Origin of the sequence: Flavobacterium sp. (assembly GCF_041911335.1) — a bacterium.
GTDB lineage: Bacteria > Bacteroidota > Bacteroidia > Flavobacteriales > Flavobacteriaceae > Flavobacterium.
Genome location: NZ_JAYRPD010000009.1, coordinates 16,389 through 34,574, shown reverse-complemented (window position 1 = coordinate 34,574; position 18,186 = coordinate 16,389). Strand labels below are relative to the sequence as shown.

At 32.4% G+C, this 18,186-nt stretch carries 13 protein-coding genes; 8 read left to right on the top strand and 5 right to left on the bottom strand.

Annotated features, from left to right (window positions below; translation table 11 throughout):
* The first annotated feature begins 95 nt into the window (after positions 1 to 95).
* The 6 genes from ACE3PD_RS01060 (at position 96) to clpX (ending at position 6,980) form a co-directional block, all read left to right on the top strand.
* Positions 96 to 1,346 carry an OmpP1/FadL family transporter gene (locus ACE3PD_RS01060; RefSeq protein WP_374398692.1) on the top strand — a complete coding sequence of 417 codons (1,251 nt, stop codon included), beginning with the start codon at positions 96 to 98 and terminating at the stop codon, positions 1,344 to 1,346.
* Positions 1,347 to 1,363: 17 nt separating this feature from the next.
* Positions 1,364 to 3,001, top strand: a complete 1,638-nt coding sequence (locus ACE3PD_RS01055) for an SGNH/GDSL hydrolase family protein (RefSeq protein ID WP_374398690.1) — start codon at positions 1,364 to 1,366, stop codon at positions 2,999 to 3,001.
* A 76-nt stretch (positions 3,002 to 3,077) separates the two neighbouring features.
* The gene (locus tag ACE3PD_RS01050) at positions 3,078 to 3,422 is read left to right on the top strand and encodes a phage holin family protein (RefSeq protein WP_374398687.1); all 345 of its coding nucleotides are present in this window, start codon (positions 3,078 to 3,080) and stop codon (positions 3,420 to 3,422) included.
* Positions 3,423 to 3,523: 101 nt separating this feature from the next.
* Complete coding sequence (gene tig, locus ACE3PD_RS01045; protein ID WP_374398685.1) at positions 3,524 to 4,849, top strand: trigger factor; 1,326 nt, start codon at positions 3,524 to 3,526, stop codon at positions 4,847 to 4,849.
* A gap of 161 nt (positions 4,850 to 5,010) precedes the next feature.
* Positions 5,011 to 5,667: an ATP-dependent Clp endopeptidase proteolytic subunit ClpP gene (clpP, locus tag ACE3PD_RS01040; RefSeq protein ID WP_291283078.1), complete on the top strand. Its 657-nt coding sequence runs from the start codon at positions 5,011 to 5,013 to the stop codon at positions 5,665 to 5,667.
* Positions 5,668 to 5,747: 80 nt separating this feature from the next.
* Positions 5,748 to 6,980 (top strand): ATP-dependent Clp protease ATP-binding subunit ClpX, encoded by a 1,233-nt coding sequence (gene clpX / locus ACE3PD_RS01035; protein WP_111566129.1) that lies wholly within the window; start codon positions 5,748 to 5,750, stop codon positions 6,978 to 6,980.
* Positions 6,981 to 7,199: 219 nt separating this feature from the next.
* Here the strand turns inward: clpX and ACE3PD_RS01030 are convergent, their stop codons facing one another.
* Together ACE3PD_RS01030 and ACE3PD_RS01025 are read right to left on the bottom strand one after the other, a co-directional pair.
* Positions 7,200 to 8,762 (bottom strand): OmpA family protein, encoded by a 1,563-nt coding sequence (locus tag ACE3PD_RS01030; protein WP_374398682.1) that lies wholly within the window; start codon positions 8,760 to 8,762, stop codon positions 7,200 to 7,202.
* 372 nt (positions 8,763 to 9,134) lie between these two features.
* Positions 9,135 to 10,646 carry a GH3 auxin-responsive promoter family protein gene (locus tag ACE3PD_RS01025; RefSeq protein WP_374398680.1) on the bottom strand — a complete coding sequence of 504 codons (1,512 nt, stop codon included), beginning with the start codon at positions 10,644 to 10,646 and terminating at the stop codon, positions 9,135 to 9,137.
* Between the two features lie 100 nt (positions 10,647 to 10,746).
* Between ACE3PD_RS01025 and ACE3PD_RS01020 the strand changes: the two genes are divergently transcribed.
* Entirely contained in the window at positions 10,747 to 11,538 is a 792-nt protein-coding gene (locus ACE3PD_RS01020; RefSeq protein ID WP_374398678.1) for a DUF2797 domain-containing protein, read from the top strand.
* 50 nt (positions 11,539 to 11,588) lie between these two features.
* On the opposite strand, the gene ACE3PD_RS01015 is transcribed toward ACE3PD_RS01020, so the two are convergent.
* Together ACE3PD_RS01015 and sppA are read right to left on the bottom strand one after the other, a co-directional pair.
* The gene (locus ACE3PD_RS01015; protein ID WP_374398676.1) at positions 11,589 to 14,186 is read right to left on the bottom strand and encodes an AsmA-like C-terminal region-containing protein; all 2,598 of its coding nucleotides are present in this window, start codon (positions 14,184 to 14,186) and stop codon (positions 11,589 to 11,591) included.
* A 140-nt stretch (positions 14,187 to 14,326) separates the two neighbouring features.
* Positions 14,327 to 16,093 (bottom strand): signal peptide peptidase SppA, encoded by a 1,767-nt coding sequence (sppA, locus tag ACE3PD_RS01010; protein WP_374398674.1) that lies wholly within the window; start codon positions 16,091 to 16,093, stop codon positions 14,327 to 14,329.
* A 115-nt stretch (positions 16,094 to 16,208) separates the two neighbouring features.
* Here sppA and folK point away from each other — a divergent pair, with 115 nt between their 5' ends.
* On the top strand, positions 16,209 to 17,351 hold the full coding sequence (gene folK, locus ACE3PD_RS01005; protein ID WP_374398672.1) for a 2-amino-4-hydroxy-6-hydroxymethyldihydropteridine diphosphokinase: 1,143 nt from the start codon (positions 16,209 to 16,211) through the stop codon (positions 17,349 to 17,351).
* 160 nt (positions 17,352 to 17,511) lie between these two features.
* On the opposite strand, the gene ACE3PD_RS01000 is transcribed toward folK, so the two are convergent.
* The gene (locus ACE3PD_RS01000) at positions 17,512 to 18,039 is read right to left on the bottom strand and encodes an RNA methyltransferase (protein WP_374398670.1); all 528 of its coding nucleotides are present in this window, start codon (positions 18,037 to 18,039) and stop codon (positions 17,512 to 17,514) included.
* Between the last annotated feature and the right edge of the window lie 147 nt (positions 18,040 to 18,186).

The following is an 18,186-nucleotide window of genomic DNA, read 5'->3' as shown; positions in this document are numbered from 1 at the left end:
TTTTAGTTAAAAAAATTGTAAAATTCATATTTTGTTATAATTTTGAAGTATTGATTTTAACAAACAAAGAAAAAAAACTAACACATTTTTACATTATGAGAAAATTACTTTCTTTAACATTATTGGCTTTGGCTGGCTCTACTGCTTTTGCAGGTGGATATAGAGTAAGTATTCAGGGTCAAAAACAATTAGCTATGGGGCACACGGGTGTTGCTGTGGTGAATAGCGCTGAGGTTGCTTTTTTCAACCCTGCGGGTATGGTATATTTAGATAAAAAATTCAACTTATCTGTTGGAGGAAATGCATTATTTGCAAATGTTAAATTTCAAAATTCGACTTATAATTGGACTGCAGAAAGTAAAAATGTAGGAACTCCATTTAGTGTTTATGCTACTTATAAATTGAACGATTGGTTAACTGCTGGTTTAGCGGTTTATACTCCGTACGGGAGTGCTGTAGATTGGGATCAAGATTGGGAAGGGGCTCATTTAGTTAATAATATTGATTTACAAGCAATTTTTGTTCAACCATCTATTTCTGTTAGAGTTGGAGAACATTTTAGTGTGGGTGGTGGACCAATTTTTGCTACTGGTTCCGTAAATTTTAATAGAAATTTATCTGTCAATCCACTTCTTTCAGATGCAGAAGGAAATCCTACAGATGTTACTCTTGATGCAAAAGGAATTACGGCATGGGGTTATACAGCTGGTTTTATGTTCAATCCAACAGATAAATTAAGAATTGGTATGAATTACCGTTCTGAAATTATCATGGAGGCTCGCGATGGAGATGCAATTTATAATGACACACCAACTTTTAACCCATTAGCAAACACAACATTTAATGCAGATTTACCTTTGCCAGCTGAATTAACAGTGGGATTGTCTTATCAAGTTACAGATAAATGGTTATTAGCTTTTGACTATAATAGAACAATGTGGAGCGCTTATGAAGCTTTAGATGTAACATTTGGAAATGGTACAGAATCATTAAATCCAAGAAATTATCAAAATGTAAGTACTTATAGAGTTGGTACACAATATAAAGCAAATGATAAATTTACTTTCAGAGCAGGATGGTATTTTGATGAGAGTCCAGTTCAAGATGGTTACTTTGCACCAGAAACACCAAGAAACGACTCAATGGGATATACAGGTGGTTTAACATATCAAGTAAATAGTAAGTTAGGTGTTGATTTCTCATTCTTGTATTTACATTTTGATGAAATTGATAATTCATATAATCATTCAACTGATCCAATATCTGGACAGCCAAATCCTGACTTTGGAGGGACATATAAATCAGTTGTTTTCTCACCAGGTATTGGTATAACTTACGGTTTCTAATTTAAACTTAAAGAAAGATGAAAAATAAATTTATATATTTAGCTGTTTTAGCTGCTGGTTTTGCTTCGTGTGAACCAGAATTTGAAAATGAAGTGAGTGCAAACTATACTTCAGGAGATGCAGATTTCACCTCATATGTAGCTGTTGGTAATTCATTAACTGCAGGTTATATGGATGGTACAGTTTCTCGAGTAGGACAAACGTATTCATTTCCAAATTTATTAGCTCAAAAATTTGCACTTGTTGGAGGTGGAGAATTTACGCAACCTTCTTATGCGGAAGATGTTAATAATTTAGGAGGTTTAATGTTAGGGGGTATGCCAATCGAGTTTTTGACTGGTTATAATGAATTCAGAACTAGATTGGTAATTGATGCTTCTCAAGGGCGTCCTGAAAACATTGTAGGAACTTCAACAATAGAAGTTTCTAATATTAATGAAGGACCATATAATAACATGGGTGTGCCTGGTGCAAAATCGTTTCATCTAGGCGTTCCAAATTATGGTAATATCGCTGGTGTTGCAATTGGAGCTTCTAATCCTTATTTTGTTAGAATGGCAAGTAATCCAAGTGCTACAGTTTTAAGTGATGCTATGGCTAAAAATCCTACCTTTTTTACAAATTGGATTGGAGGTAACGATGTTTTATCATACGCAACTGGCGGTGGTGCTTTAGCAGACGATCCATTAACTCCAACAATAGATGAAAGTCTATTAAACACAGCAGCTTCTGATAACTATGGGGCTTCAAATGATAATGTTTTTGGATATAATAAAAATGATATAACAAGTCTAAATGTGTTTAGTTCTTCTTATAATACTATTATTAATACATTAACATCAAATGGTGCTAAAGGTGTTGTTGCTACAATTCCAAGTGTTACTTCTATCCCATATTTTACAACGGTTCCATTTGCACCATTATCGCCCACTGCTTTAGGAGGTGCTACTAACATTGCTACTCTTAATGCTCAATTGTATAATAATTTAGATGCAATTTTCACTGCTTTTGGTGAGCCAAATCGTGTAAATCCATTATCAGCTACTGCAGCTAATCCAATCCTTATTTATGATGTAGATGCAGCAGATAGATCAGCTCAAATTACAGCTGTTTTGACACCAACTCTTGGTGCAGCTACGGCTACAGCATTTGGACAAGTTTTTGGAAAAGCTCGTCAAACTACAGCTAACGATTTAATTGTTTTGCCTGCTTCTTCTGTTATTGGTTCTACTAATACGTCTTCTCCTTCACCATTAATTAATATCAATGGAGTTACTTTTCCAATGGCCAATAAATGGGTTTTAACTGCTAATGAAAAGGCAAAAGTAGCTAGTGCTACAGCGGCTTACAATAATTCAATCCGTTCAATTGCTGCATCTAAAGGATTGGCTGTTGCAGATATGAATGCAATTATGAACCAACTTGTAAGTGGTTTAAGAATTGAAACTGGTCAAGTTTACACGGCTAATTATTTTAGTGGAGTTGCAAATGAATGGAAAGTATTATTTTCATTAGATGGAGTTCATCCTAATGCTCGTGGATACGCTGTAATTGCAAATGAAATAATTAAAGTAATTAATCGTCATTATAATTCAAACTTACCATTACATAATGCGGGTTCTTTCCCAGGAATTAATATTGTAGGTTCAAATTAAGATTTTGTATAAAAATTAAAAAAGGCATCATTATTGATGCCTTTTTTTGTAATTTTAAATTTCTAAAAAAGATAAAATGAATTTATTAATTAAACTTCTTATTAGTACAATAGTAGTTTTTGTGCTGTCTTATTTTTTACCAGGTGTTCATGTTACTGATTTAACTGGAGCTTTGTTAGTTGCAGTAGTTTTAGGTCTTTTGAATACATTTTTAAAGCCTATTTTAGTATTGCTTACTATTCCAGTAACTTTTTTTACACTTGGATTGTTTTTATTGGTTATCAATGCTATAATAATTTTAATCTGCGATTATTTTATTGATGAATTCGAGGTCGTAGGGTTTTTAAATGCCTTATTATTTAGTATTTTATTGTCAATTATACAATCAATTTTAAATAAAATCTTTGTGAGTGAAGATTAATTTTTAGCGAATTGAATTTCAATAAATTAAAAACTTGTTTGGGTTGTAAAAATTCTATAATTTTGCAACCCAAATTTTATGGTACTTAAACAAAAGAAATAATGAACATTACAAAAACGCAAGTTGATGATTTAAATGCTATTGTAACAGTAGCAATTACCAAAGAAGATTATTCAGATAAAGTAGAAAAAGTATTAGCTGACTATAGAAAAAACGCATCAGTTCCAGGTTTTAGAAAAGGTGGAGTTCCAATGAGTTTAATTCAAAAACAATATGGTAAAGCTGTGTTGTTAGATGAAGTAAACAAAATTTTACAATCGTCTTTAAATGATTACTTAGTTGCTGAGAAATTAGATATTTTAGGCAATCCACTTCCAAAAGTTACAGAAGATTTCAATTGGGATAACGAAACCTTATCATTTGATTTCGAATTAGGATTAGCGCCTCAGTTTTCAGTTGATTTAACAGCAAAAAATAAGGTTACTAAATTCAACGTTATTGCTGATGATAAAATGTTGAATGAGCAAGTAGAAAGAATCCAAAAACAATACGGAAAATTAATTTCGCAACCAGAAGTTAAAGCAGATTACGAAGTAAGAGGAACTTTTACCAACGAAGAAAAAGGAATCAACGCTCCAGCTAATTTTGGTTTAGATATTTTTGCTGATAAAAAAGTAGCAAAAGCTTTCATCGGAAAAAAAGTAGGTGATGTGGTTACTATCGGAACAAAAGGTTTATTTGATGACGACCACAAATTAATGGATTACTTAAAAGTAGGTCATGATGATGTTCATGGTTTAGATATCAATGTTGATTTTACAATTGAAGAAATCAATTCAGTTGAAAAAGCAGAATTAAACCAAGAATTATTCGATAAATTATTCGGACCTGGAGTTATCTCTTCAGTTGAAGATTTAAAGGCTAGAATTAAAGAAGATGCGGAAGCACAATTTGCACAACAAGCTGATCAAAAATTCTTAAACGATGTTACAGAATTCTTAATTGAAACTACAAAATTCGATTTACCAGCTGAATTCTTAAAAAAATGGATTCAAACAGTTGGTGAAACGCCTTTAACTGCTGAACAAGCTGAAGAAGAATTTGCAAGATCTGAAAAAGGATTACGTTTCCAATTAATCGAAGGAAAAGTTATGGCTGATAACAATTTACAAATCACTTTCGAAGATTTAAAAGCGCATACTGCTGATTTAATCAAGAAGCAAATGGCGCAATTTGGTCAATTAAATCCTTCAGAAGATGAAATTAACGGAATTGTAGCTCGCGTAATGTCAAACCAAGATGAGGTAAAACGTTTATCAGAGCAAGTAATGAGCGAAAAAATGTTAGGTCTTTACAAAGAAAAAGTAAAAGCTAAAACTAAAGAAGTGAATTACGAGCAATTTATCAAAGAAATGTACGGAGAATAATATCTCACAAAAAATAATTATCTTTGAGCGTCAGACTAGTTTTGGCGCTTTTTTATTGAAGACATTTCTTTCATAAAATAAAAGATAATCATTTAAAATATAATGTTTTTTAGTTCAATCCATTTAAACTTTTAAACGCTTAAACATTTAAACAAAAAATTATGAACTACGGAAAAGAATTTAAAAAATATGCTACTAAGCATCACGGAGTTAACAGTTTATATTACGATAAAATTGTTGGAAGTATGACTCCATATATTATTGAAGAACGCCAATTAAACGTAGCTTCAATGGACGTTTTCTCACGTTTAATGATGGATAGAATCATTTTCTTAGGAACAGGAGTTGATGATTATGTGGCCAATATTATTCAAGCACAATTGTTGTTTTTGGAAAGTGTTGATGCTTCTAAAGACATCAGTATTTATATCAATTCGCCAGGAGGAAGTGTATATGCCGGATTAGGAATTTATGATACGATGCAATTCGTAAAACCCGACGTAGCTACTATCTGTACCGGAATGGCGGCTTCTATGGGAGCAGTTTTATTATGTGCCGGAGCAGAAGGAAAACGTTCAGCATTACCACATTCAAGAGTAATGATTCACCAACCATCTGGTGGCGCACAAGGAGTTGCAACTGATATGGAGATCAACTTGAAAGAAATGTTGAAATTAAAAGAAGAATTATACCAAATCATTTCACAACATTCAAAACAACCTTACGATAAAGTCTATAAAGACAGCGAAAGAGATTACTGGATGATTGCTGCTGAAGCAAAAGAATACGGAATGATTGATGAGGTTTTAACAAGATAAATAAATATAGTTTTCAGTTTTCAGTCACAGTTTTCAGCGATATAACTGTGACTGTATACTGTGACTGCTAACTAAAAAAGATGGCTAAAGAAGTATTAGAGTGTTCATTCTGCGGAAGGAAAAAGCCTGAAACCAATTTATTAATTGCAGGGATTAATGCGCATATTTGCGACAAGTGCATCGAACAAGCTCACGGAATTGTATTAGAAGAATTAAAACAATCAGGTAATTCAAATTTGATTGCCGATTTGATTCTTTTAAAACCAAAAGAAATTCGTGCGTTTTTAGATGATTACGTAATTGGACAAGACCAAACAAAAAAAGTAATGAGTGTAGCGGTTTACAATCACTACAAACGTTTGATGCAAGTGCAATTAGAAGACGAAGTTGAGATTGAAAAAAGTAACATCTTAATGGTTGGACAAACCGGAACTGGTAAAACATTAGTTGCAAAAACAATTGCTAAAATGTTGAATGTTCCTTTGGCTATCGTTGATGCTACTGTTTTAACCGAAGCGGGTTATGTAGGAGAAGATGTTGAAAGTATCTTAACTCGCTTATTACAAGCAGCCGATTACGATGTGGCTAAAGCCGAAAGAGGAATTGTATTTATTGACGAAATTGATAAAATTGCTCGTAAAAGTGACAATCCATCAATAACGCGTGATGTTTCGGGTGAAGGTGTGCAACAAGCTTTGTTGAAATTATTAGAAGGAACGGTTGTAAATGTTCCACCAAAAGGAGGAAGAAAACATCCTGACCAAAAATTTGTGGAAGTAAATACTCAAAATATCTTATTCATCGCAGGTGGTGCTTTTGATGGGATTGAAAGAATCATTTCAAAACGTTTAAATAGGCAAGCAGTTGGTTATAGTTCGTCTATTGGAACTGACCAAATTGATAAAGATAATTTACTGCAATATTTAATTCCAAAAGATGTAAAAGACTTTGGATTAATTCCAGAAATTATTGGTCGTTTACCGGTTTTAACGCATATGGATCCTTTGGATGCAGAAACGTTAAGAGCAATTCTAACAGAACCTAAAAATGCTTTGGTAAAACAATACAAAAAATTGTTTGAAATGGATGAGGTGACTTTAGATATTGAAGAAGAAGCTTTGGATTATATTGTGTCAAAAGCTTTAGAGTATAAACTTGGAGCCAGAGGTTTACGTTCGTTATGTGAAGCTATTTTAACCGATGCAATGTACGAATTACCAAGTTCCGATGATAAGCACTTACAAGTCACAAAAGAATATGCTGAAAACAGTTTAAGTAAAAACTTATTACAACGTTTGAAAGCCGTTTCTTAACGAAATAAATATAAATAAAAAGGTCGCCAATTGGCGACCTTTTTTTATGATTAAGCATTTTTCTTTTGCTCGATTGTTTTGGTTTGCTTAGCATTTACATAACTTGATCTACAACTCCAGCCGCTAGAGCATGATGTTAATAATACAATTGTTGATAAGGCTAATACTAGAGAGATTTTTTTCATTTTTTTATAGTTGTGATTAATTGAGAGTGTGCTTTTATTTTACGATTTTGAATTCAACCCTTCTATTTGTTTGGTCTTGTTTAGCTGAACATTTTTCGCATTTTTCTAACAATTCGCTTTCACCAAAACCTTTGTAAGTTAATTGCGTTGCTGGAATACCTTTTTTAAGCAAATATTGATATGCAGATTTTGCTCTACTTTCTGAAAGTGTTTGGTTGTAAGTTTCAGACCCTTTGCTATCGGTGTGTGCATTAATTGTAATACTCATGTTTGTATTGTTCTTAAGAACTTCAACAATTTTGTTCAACGATAATTCAGATTCTTTTTTAATTGTTGATTTATTGAAATCAAAATAAATATTTTCAATTACAATTGCATCTTCAGTAACTACTGCTTTTTTCTGAGTTAAAGCAATGTTTTTATCGGTATCACCTGTTGCAATATTTAATTTTTTAGTTTCGTAACCATCTTTATTAACTACAACATTATAAGTTGTTAATGGTTCTAGAACTAGTTTGATTTTACCATCATTATCAGATTGAGTTTCTGCTAATTTAATACCAAATTCGTCAGTTACAACAACAGTTGCGTTTGGTAAAGCGGTTTTAGTAACTTCTTCAACAACAGTATAGCTAAAGTGTAAATTTTCTTGCTTTTTAATTTCGAATTTTAAAATATCAAAATTACCCGTTTGTTTTTTATCTGTTGAAATATATCCTTTAGAAGGAGAAGTCATTACAAAAGCAATATCGTCTCTTCTTGAATTTAAATCAGTACCTAAATTCATTGCTGTTAAGAATGAATTGTCAACATAAGCCGATCTAAATACATCATAACCACCTAAATTTAAATGTCCTTTCGAAGAAAAATATAAATATTTGTTGTCAGAAGACATATAAGGATATTTCTCATCGTCTGCAGTATTTACGTTTGGTCCTAAGTTAACTAATTTCCCAATAGTTCCATCTTCTGCAATGGTAGCTTCATAAATATCAAATCCACCAAATCCACCAGGGATGTTTGAAGCAATATAGATTTTCTTTCCGTCAGGAGAAACGCTAGGAGTTTCAGCGGAATATTGCTCAGGAACTACATTTAAATTGGTGATGTTTGTCCATTTTTTAGCATCTTTCTCATTAAGAGTTGCTTTGTGTAGGGTAAATAATTGTTTATTATTAGGGTTTTCTTGAGTAAAGAAAATAGTTCTTTGGTCAGAAGAAAATCCGATAGAACCTTCGTCATTTTCAGAATCTAAGGCTTGAGAGAAAAGTAATGGAAAAGATAAATTTCCGTCTTCTTTTACATCTACACAATATAAGTTATTGTTTGGAGTATTCGTAATTGGATTAATAGTAACATCAGCATGTCTTCTTTTTTTATTAGATAAAATGATATATTTATTTTTAAAAAAAGTGGTTCCAATTTCATTTAACTCCGTATTAATTCCAGTGTCACTTAAAATAAAACTAATTCCTTTGGTATTCTTATTGATTGCGTTTACTATTGCTTCTGCTCCTTCTGAACGTTTAGGTTCTTGTCCAAATGATATTAAGCTTCCAAAAAGTAAAATTAACGTAAGGATTTTGTTTAGTTTCATAAATTTAAATACTTAAATAATAGTTAGTTAATCTATAGGGGTTAAATCGGGCGTAAAATTAGAGGTATTTTTTGGAAAAAAAATTTCCTAAGCGTTTATTTGTTGATTATAAGTAAAAAAACCGATATAATGCAAAAAAAACCGATTTACTGCAATTTGAGTAAATCGATTTTCTTAATGATTTCGCAATAAAATTAGATTAACAATAGTTGTTTTTATAAAATTCCTTATTAAAATAACTTTTTTGGGTTTTTTCTATTGAGTTTTCGCATTTTCTGTATGGCCCGCATTTATAACGTCTCGGACCACAAGAAACAGTAGTCAAGACTACAATCATAAGCATATAAATAAGGCTTCTTTTTTTCATAACTTTTATTGTAATGATAATAAACTTTCCAAATAGTTTCTCTCGTTTGAAAGTCGAGGAACTTTATTTTGTCCGCCTAATTTATCTTGTTGTTTTAACCAATCGTAAAATAGATTTTCTCTGGCTACATGTAATACTAACGGGTTTAATGTCATATTGTTATAGCGTTTGGCTTCATAGTCAGAATTTACACTTTGAAGATTTTCATCTAATGCTTTTCTGAAATTTTCAATATTATCAGGTTTGTTTTTAAATTCGATAATCCATTCATGCGCTCCTTTTTGTTTATCGCTCATAAAAATTGGAGCAACTGTGTAATCGGTAATTTCACAATTGAATTCCGTGCAAGTTTTGGTTAAAGCCGTATCGGTATTTTCAACCATCAATTCTTCTCCAAAAACGTTGATGTGATGCTTGGTTCTTCCCGTTACTTTAATTCGGTAAGGGCTTAAAGAGGTAAATCGAATGGTGTCACCAATCAAGTATCTCCACAAACCCGAGTTAGTAGTAATTACCAAAGCATAATTCTTATTCAATTCTACCTGATTCAATCGTATAACTCGTTGGTTTAATGTTCCAAATGTTTCCATTGGAATAAATTCGTAGAAAATTCCGTAATCTAACATTAACAATAATTCGTTCGAATCATTTTGATCTTGAATTGCAAAAAAGCCTTCCGAAGCATTGTAAATTTCGTAGTATTTGAAATTATCTTTCGGAAATAATTTCTTGTATTGTTCTCTATAAGGATCAAAATTTACGCCGCCATGAAAATAGACTTCCGCATTCGGCCAAAGCTCTAATAAGTTTGATTTTCCAGTAGTTTCTAACGTTTTTTGCAATAAAACCATCATCCAACTCGGTACGCCAGCCAAACTCGTTACATTTTCATTGATAGTTTCATTAATAATCGCTGGGAGTTTTGTTTCCCAATCTCCCATTAACGATATTTTGCTGCTTGGTGTTGAGCTGAATTCGGCCCAAATAGGCATATTGTCAATTAAAATGGCTGATAAATCCCCAAAAAACGTATTGTTGTCTTCGTATAATTGCTTGCTTCCGCCCAAACGAAGACTTTTTCCTGTAAACATTTGCGAATCTTCATTGTTGTTCAAATACAAACACAATAAATCTTTACTCGCTTTGTAATGACAATTTTCTAATGCTTCAGAACTTACCGGAATAAATTTACTTTTCGCATTAGTAGTTCCGCTCGATTTAGCAAACCATTTGATGTTAGAATTCCAAAAAACATTTTGCTCGCCTTGTCTGGTTCTTTCAATTAAAGGTTCTAAATCTTCGTAAGTAGAAACAGGAATTCGCTCACTAAAAGAGGTGTAATTCTTCATAGAAGAAAAGTCATATTTTCTTCCAGTTTGCGTGTTTTCGGCAGATTTTATAAGGTTGAAAAGCAATTCTTCTTGTACTTCATGAGGATATTTTAAGAACAATTCCATTTGATGAATTCGTTTCTTCAAAATCCAAGTGGCAACAGAATTTATAATTTGTAATGGCATTTACCTATTTCTAATTTTGAATTATTAAAACGGAATAATAACTTTACCAAAAATAGCATTTTTTTTAAATAATTGAACGAAAAAGTAAATCTTAACACAAATGAATTATCAAGGCACGCTAAGTAAAATGCAAACCGAATTTGGAAACCCAATTCAATACTATTTGGTTTTTGAAAATAGTTTTTTAAACCTAAACCAACTTTTAGGGAAACCAATGGAAATTGAATTTCAAGGTTACCAATGTTTGAATTGCGGAAAAGCCAAGAAAATTTTTCGTCAAGGATTTTGTTACGATTGTTTTATGAGCAGCCCAGCAGTAGGGGATTGGATTATGAAACCCGAATTAAGCACTGCGCATTTAGATATTGAAGATCGTGATTTAGAATACGAAAAACGCGTACAATTACAACCTCATGTAGTCTATTTAGCTTTATCAAGCGAAGTAAAAGTAGGAGTAACCAGAAAAACCCAAGTTCCTACTCGTTGGATTGACCAAGGTGCCGTGCAAGCGATTCCAATTGTAGAAGTTCCCAATAGATATTTAGCAGGAATTACCGAAGTTGCCTTGAAAAACCATTTTGCCGATAAAACCAATTGGCAGAAAATGCTAAAAAACGAAGTGCCCAACATGGATTTGATTACAGAACGAAATAAAGTTTTCGATTGGTTACCAACAGAAGTACAAGACTATTTCCCAAAAGAAGAAAAAATCATTCAACTCGATTTTCCTGTTTTGCAATATCCAAAGAAAGTAACGAGTTTAAATTTAGATAAAACGCCAAACTTCTCAGGAACCTTAACCGGAATCAAAGGCCAATATTTACTTTTTGAAGATGGAACCGTTTTTAATGTAAGAACCTATGAAGGTTATGTGGTGAAGATGAGTTTATAAAAGCAAAACCCTTTCAAAATTTTGAAAGGGTTTTTGTTGCAGTTCATTTTTTATTCTTCTTTTTTCTTTTTCCCTCCAAACAAATCTTTTAAAGCACCAGTGGCTTTGGTTTTTATGTCTTCTTTTGGAGTAGTTGTAGTTGATTTTGTGGTATCGGTTGCGGTATTTGATTTTGTTCCGCCAATTAGATTGCCTAAAGCATTTGTTCCTTGATTTACTAATTTTTCTTTCTGCATTTTAACTAATTGTGTAGTCAAATTTGTAGTCGATTGTTTTAAATCAGAATTAAATTTGGGTTGCGAAAAATTCCCTGTCATTAATCCATTTACTGGAATACTAGTAATTTGTTTTTGGTCGGCAGGCGTTAATTTTGCAAGCAAATTAGTTACGTCTTTACCTAAATATTTCACAGGAACATCAAACTTTAAATTGTAATTCATCGTTTGGTCAAAACCATGACTTCCGCCAACATTCACTGTGATATCTTGATATTTGATATCCATTGGTTTTAGATTTACTTTTCCATCTTTAAACGATAAAGCCGCTTTTACATCGTTTAAGTTTAGCTTGCTCATGTCGATGAATTTCATGTTTGAACTCAAAGTAGTTAACATAGCCGAGTTCTTTTCATTGATAGTTGTAGATAATAATTGCCCAAATAAATCCCCAGAAATGGTTTTTAAGTTAGGCGTCATATCGTTTTGTAAATTTCCTGAAAGTTTGATGGTTGAATTTAATTTTCCATTAATAACACCAGCAATTGGAGCAATCGATTTCAGCATGTCTAATTGCGTAAACGACTCGGCTATATTTACCGCGTTTAAACCTAAATTCATATCAAATTTTGGCGTATTTCCTTTGGTTGAAACGGTTCCGGTTAACCCAATATTTCCTCCAAAAATTCCCATTTTTAAATTATTCAATGTAACGGCTTCGTCACGAATAATCATATTTCCAGAAACATCTTTCAAATTTAAATTATCATAAACTACAGTTTTTGCTTTAGCTGTAATACTACAATCTAAGAAAGAAGGGATTTTAACCGCTTCAGTAGTTTTTTTACCTTCTTCTGAAACAGTTGTAGTCGGTGCCATGAAATCAGAAACTACTAATTTGGTCGAATTCATATTGAAATTTCCTTTCAAGATTTGGTTTTTGAATACAAATCCATAAAAGTTATCTAACGTTCCTGTTACTTGTAAATCGGATGTTCCTGTTTTGGCATCAAATTGATTCAAACGGATTTGACTCGGATTAAATGCAACGGCAGCTTGATTGATTTTGAAAGGTTTCGCCATTTCTGGACCTTCGTAATTAAATCCAGTCAAACTAACTGTTCCCGAATTTTGTATGTTTTGATACTGACTTTTCTCAACCGATTGCATATCGAATTTCGTTTTTACATCCGCTTTTAGAATTCCAGTTAAGGGTTTGTCTAATTTTACAGGATATGCTTTGGTAACATTTGCTAAGTTGATAGTTCCTTTTAATTCGGCATCCACTAAAGCATTTGTGGCGATGTTTTTCACAATTGCCTTCGCATTAAAAACGTCTTGATCAATAGCAAATGACAATTGGTGTAAATTCACAAAAGTATCATTCATTAAACCAGTTTCGTTAATAATATGGGTGTCAATCACAATATTTTTTACCGATTTTGGTAAATCTGGATATTGGAAAGACGCATTGTTTGAAGCAATTTTCACATCAAAAGCGGGAATCGTAGTTTCGGTTAAATTCCCTTTTACTTTTCCATCTACCGAAAATTGCCCTGTTGTTTTTACTTTATTAATATCGCCTGAATAAGCGGCTGGAACTAATCCTAAGAAGTTTTTAAAATCAGATGTTGGCGTTTTGAATGTTAAGTCATAGGTTTGACCCGCTTCCACCATTTGAATAAATCCATTAAATTCTAATGGCAATTGATTGATTAAGGCTTTGTTGTCTTTGAATTCGTATCTGTTTTTCTCTAAATCGATGCCTAAAATAGCATCTAAAGTAATTCCTACATTGTTCATGTAGTTCATTTTCTCCATTTCAAACGAAAGTTTTGCTGTGGTTTTAGTTTCTAAATCTAATTTTTGAGCCGCAAAATTTCCTTTTCCTTCATGATAAATACTGTCTAAAACCATTTTCATGTTTGAACCTTCGTCAATGTAAGTGAATTTTAAATTTTCTACTTCGTAATTCTGAATATCTAAAGCAAAAGGTTTACTATCCGAAGGTTTTTTTTCTTCAGCTTCTTTTAGTGCGATGTCAAAATTACCAAGACCTTCTTTGTTAAAAATAATATTCACAATTCCGTCAACGGCGCTAAAACTTTCTAAACTCATCGTTTCACCTTCACCTTTGAAAAGTTCTTTAACGCTCATAGTAACATTAGTTTCTCCGGCATATAAAAGTGTATCTCCAGCGAATGGTGCTTTGTTGATAATGCTAAGTTTGTCGATAGTAACATGCGCCTGTGGAAAACTCTTGAACAAACTCAAATCCACATCTTCAAATGCAATGTTAGCATTTACGTTTTCGTTTAATGTTTTAGCAATCATTTCCTTGATTTTGTCTTTAAACAAAAAAGGTGCTGCCGCTAATGCGATGATGGTTACCAAAAGAAATATCCCAAGTCCTTTTAAAACTTTCTTTAACATGATTGTGTTTTTTTGAAGTGAATGATTTTAGCTACACAAAAGTAATACCAATTGTAAATTTACGTATTAAATTTGAGTAAAATATAGAAAAAAATCCCAAAAACGTATTGCTTTTGGGATTTTGTTGTTTATCGTAACAATTAATGAATCTCAAGTTCGTAAGGCATCATCGCTTGAATCCCTTTTCTGCTTTTTACACGTTTGATTTGCTCTAACATTTGGAAGCCTTCTTCACCAAGTTGTTCTTTTAATAATTGCTCTTTAGTTTTGAACATCGCCATTCCAGTGAAGTTAGCTAATAAATCTTCAAAACTTTTTTCGTATTCTGGGAAGTTTTCTGTTCTGTAAGAAGACGTTTTTCCAAGTTTAGCTGCGTATTTGATTGCTGCATCTAAACCACCAATTTCGTCTACTAAGCCTAGTTTTTGAGCGTCAACACCTGTCCAAACTCTTCCTTGTGCAATAGCGTCTACTTGTTCTGTTGTCATTTTTCTACCATCAGCTACACGTTTTAAGAAAGTAGCGTATGTTTTTTCGATGCTTTCTAAAACAAAACCTTTAAAATTTTCGTCCATTGGTTCAAAAACACTGTAACCACTTGCATTTTCATGCGTTTTTACTTGTTCGGCATTAATTCCGATGTTTTTGCCTAATTGGTTCATATTGGGTAACATTCCGAAAACGCCAATTGAACCTGTAATTGTATTTGATTCTGCGAAAATTCTATCAGCATTCGCTGCAATATAATAACCGCCTGAAGCAGCATAATTACCCATAGAAACTACAACTGGTTTTGTTTTTTTAGTAATTTCGATTTCTCTCCAAATTAATTCTGAAGTTAAAGCACTTCCACCAGGACTGTTTACGCGTAAAACGATTGCTTTTACATCATCGTCTTCTCGAGCTTCTTGTAAAGAGCGTTTGATAGAACCTTCACCAATTACATTTACATCACCTTCACCACCTGCAATTTCGCCTTGAGCATAAATTACAGCAATGATATCATTTTTAGAATAATCTTCAACTGTAGAAGCTGCTTTTTTAGCATAATCGGTTATGCTAACGATATCGTATTTTTCTTTTTTAGCTACTTTTAATTTAGCTCTAATCATATCATGATATTCGTCTTCATAGGCAACTTTATCGACTAAATTATTAGCTAAAGCTAACTCTGGAGTTCTTGCGCCTAACGTATTTGCAATGGCATTTAACTGAGCAATTGATAATTTTCTACTTTTAGCGATATCTACTACAATTGAATTCCAAACCGAGTTTAATAAAACTGTCATTTGTTCACGATTTTCGGGACTCATTTCTTGTGCTAAGAAAGGTTCCACGGCACTTTTGTATTTTCCATGACGAATCACTTCCATTTTTACTCCAGTTTTCTCTTGCAAGTCTTTCATGTAGATAATTTCAGCAGACAATCCTTTTAAATCTACTTCGCCCATTGGATTCAAATAAATTTGATCAGCAACAGAATTAATGTAGTATTCTTTTTGAGAATAGCTATTTGCATAAGCATAAACGAATTTTCCCGATTTTTTAAACTCTTCTAATTTATCACGAACCGCTTTACTTTGAGCTAAACCAAGTTGTGATTGATTGTTTAAAATCGAAATTCCTTCAATTTTGTCATCCTTTTTAGCTGCTTCAATGGCATTTAAAATATCGGTAACTCCATTATAGTGCGCTTCAAAATAATTGAAGTCTTTATAATTCGTTTTTCCTGCGTAGTCTAGGGTTACCTTTGATAAATCTAATTCAATTACAGAATTATTTTTCACCGTAACGGTTTCTTCTCCTCCACCAGCAATTAATCCAATTATAATGATACCAAAAAAAGCTATCATGCAAAAAACAAAAAGCCCAACAATGGTTGATAATACATTTCCTAAAAATCTCATTTCAATTTATTTATTAATTACCTAATTAGTAGTTAAAAGCATAAAATTGTTACATGTTCATAAAAAAACAAGAAAGGTAAATTATAAGTCTAAAATTGTTTGTTATTTTGCCAATATGAGTCAACACCAAGTCATTTTATCATTAGGAAGCAATCAAGGTAATCGATTAGAAACGATTAAATCTTGTATTGATTTGATTCATAGTGAAGTAGCGACGGTTGTAAAGGTTTCCAGAATTTATGAAACGCCAGCTTGGGGTTTTGAAAGCGAACCTTTTTATAACGCTGCGATTCTAATTCATACGTCAAAATCGGCCCAAAAAATATTGAATCAGGTTTTGAAAGTAGAGAAGAAGTTGGGTCGTGTTCGTTCCAAAGATTCAGGTTATCAAGCGCGAATTATAGATGTTGATATTATTGCTTTTGATGAAGAAATTATTTCAACCGAAACCCTACAAGTGCCACATCCGTTAATGCAAAATAGAAAATTTGTGTTGCAACCGATGTTAGATTTAGGATTGAATTGGGAACATCCAATATTGAAAAAATCAGTTTCTCAGTTGTTAGTTCAAACGGAAGATACAAGCGAAATAATAGCAGTTCAATCCATAATTTCTCCAATTGAAAAACTCCAATTACAACAATTCAATTACATCGCCATTGAAGGAAATATTGGAGCAGGAAAAACGACTTTATCAACCAAATTATCTGAAGATTGCAATGCAAAATTAGTGTTAGAACGTTTTGCTGATAATCCGTTTTTGCCAAAGTTTTACAAAGATCAAAGCCGCTACGCGTTTCCATTAGAAATGTCGTTTTTAGCCGATAGATACCAACAATTATCCGATGATTTAGCGCAATTTGATTTGTTCAAAGACTTTGTAGTAGCGGATTATCACATTTTTAAATCATTGATTTTTGCCAAAGTTACACTTCAAGAAGACGAATTTCGTTTGTACAAAACCATGTTCGATATCATCCACAAAGAAATGCCAAAACCTGATTTGTACGTGTATTTGTACCAAAATACCGAAAGATTGTTAGGAAACATCAAAAAACGTGGCAGAAGTTACGAACAAGAAATTCCAGCCGATTATTTAGAGAAAATCAATCAAGGTTATTTAGATTACATCAAAACCCAAACCGATTTGAATGTTCTAATTATTGATGTTTCCGATTTAGATTTCGTTAAAAAACAAGAAGATTATGTTTTTTTGTTGAATGAGATTAATAAGAAAATAGCATTAGCACGCGGATGAAACTGATGTTACGCAATGCTGATTTAAATGTTTTTTTACCCAAACTTGTCACGCTAAAAGCGTCTTTTTTGACTTAATTAAATTCGAATTTCGCTAATTATCACAAATTCATAGCGTCCTTTGCGAAAAAACTTTGCGTCTTTGCGTTTAATTAAAAATTTTATTTCATCTTCTGAAACAAATCCCAAATCACAATTCCAGCACTCACTGAAATATTCAACGAATGTTTACTTCCTAATTGCGGAATTTCAATCACACCATCGCTCAAATTAATAGCCTCTTGAGAAACACCTTTTACTTCGTTACCAAAAATTAAAGCATATTTTGTATTCGCTTCAGGCTGAAAATCATCCAACATAATCGCATTTTCGGTTTGCTCCACTGAATACACTTTTACATTTTCTGATTTCAATTGATTTACTACTTCTAAAACGTCTTTTGCATATTCCCAAGTAACAGTTTCCGTAGCACCAAGAGCTGTTTTGTGAATTTCTTTGTTAGGTGGAGTAGCCGTAATACCACACAAATAAATCTTTTCAATCAAAAAAGCATCTGAAGTTCTAAAAACCGAACCAATATTATGCAAACTTCTAATATCGTCTAAGATTACAATAATGGGTGTTTTTGGAGCTTCTTTAAACTCTTCAATGTTTTTGCGTTCTAATTCTGCGTTGGCTAATTTTCTCATGTGGCAAAAATAGATATAAAGTGGCAATTAGACAATGTGTCAATATGTCAATTTTTTAAACATATAAGCTTTGCGAACTTTGCGAAAAACTTTGCCTCTTTACGTTAAAATTTTAGACTTGAAATTGAACTTGTTCTTGATCTTGAA

Coding starts and splice junctions, on each gene's coding strand:
- ACE3PD_RS01060 (WP_374398692.1), top strand. CDS start 96: ATGAGAAAATTACTTTCTTTAACATTATTGGCTTTGGCTGGCTCTACT.
- ACE3PD_RS01055 (WP_374398690.1), top strand. CDS start 1,364: ATGAAAAATAAATTTATATATTTAGCTGTTTTAGCTGCTGGTTTTGCT.
- ACE3PD_RS01050 (WP_374398687.1), top strand. CDS start 3,078: ATGAATTTATTAATTAAACTTCTTATTAGTACAATAGTAGTTTTTGTG.
- tig (WP_374398685.1), top strand. CDS start 3,524: ATGAACATTACAAAAACGCAAGTTGATGATTTAAATGCTATTGTAACA.
- clpP (WP_291283078.1), top strand. CDS start 5,011: ATGAACTACGGAAAAGAATTTAAAAAATATGCTACTAAGCATCACGGA.
- clpX (WP_111566129.1), top strand. CDS start 5,748: ATGGCTAAAGAAGTATTAGAGTGTTCATTCTGCGGAAGGAAAAAGCCT.
- ACE3PD_RS01030 (WP_374398682.1), bottom strand. CDS start 8,762: ATGAAACTAAACAAAATCCTTACGTTAATTTTACTTTTTGGAAGCTTA.
- ACE3PD_RS01025 (WP_374398680.1), bottom strand. CDS start 10,646: ATGCCATTACAAATTATAAATTCTGTTGCCACTTGGATTTTGAAGAAA.
- ACE3PD_RS01020 (WP_374398678.1), top strand. CDS start 10,747: ATGAATTATCAAGGCACGCTAAGTAAAATGCAAACCGAATTTGGAAAC.
- ACE3PD_RS01015 (WP_374398676.1), bottom strand. CDS start 14,186: ATGTTAAAGAAAGTTTTAAAAGGACTTGGGATATTTCTTTTGGTAACC.
- sppA (WP_374398674.1), bottom strand. CDS start 16,093: ATGAGATTTTTAGGAAATGTATTATCAACCATTGTTGGGCTTTTTGTT.
- folK (WP_374398672.1), top strand. CDS start 16,209: ATGAGTCAACACCAAGTCATTTTATCATTAGGAAGCAATCAAGGTAAT.
- ACE3PD_RS01000 (WP_374398670.1), bottom strand. CDS start 18,039: ATGAGAAAATTAGCCAACGCAGAATTAGAACGCAAAAACATTGAAGAG.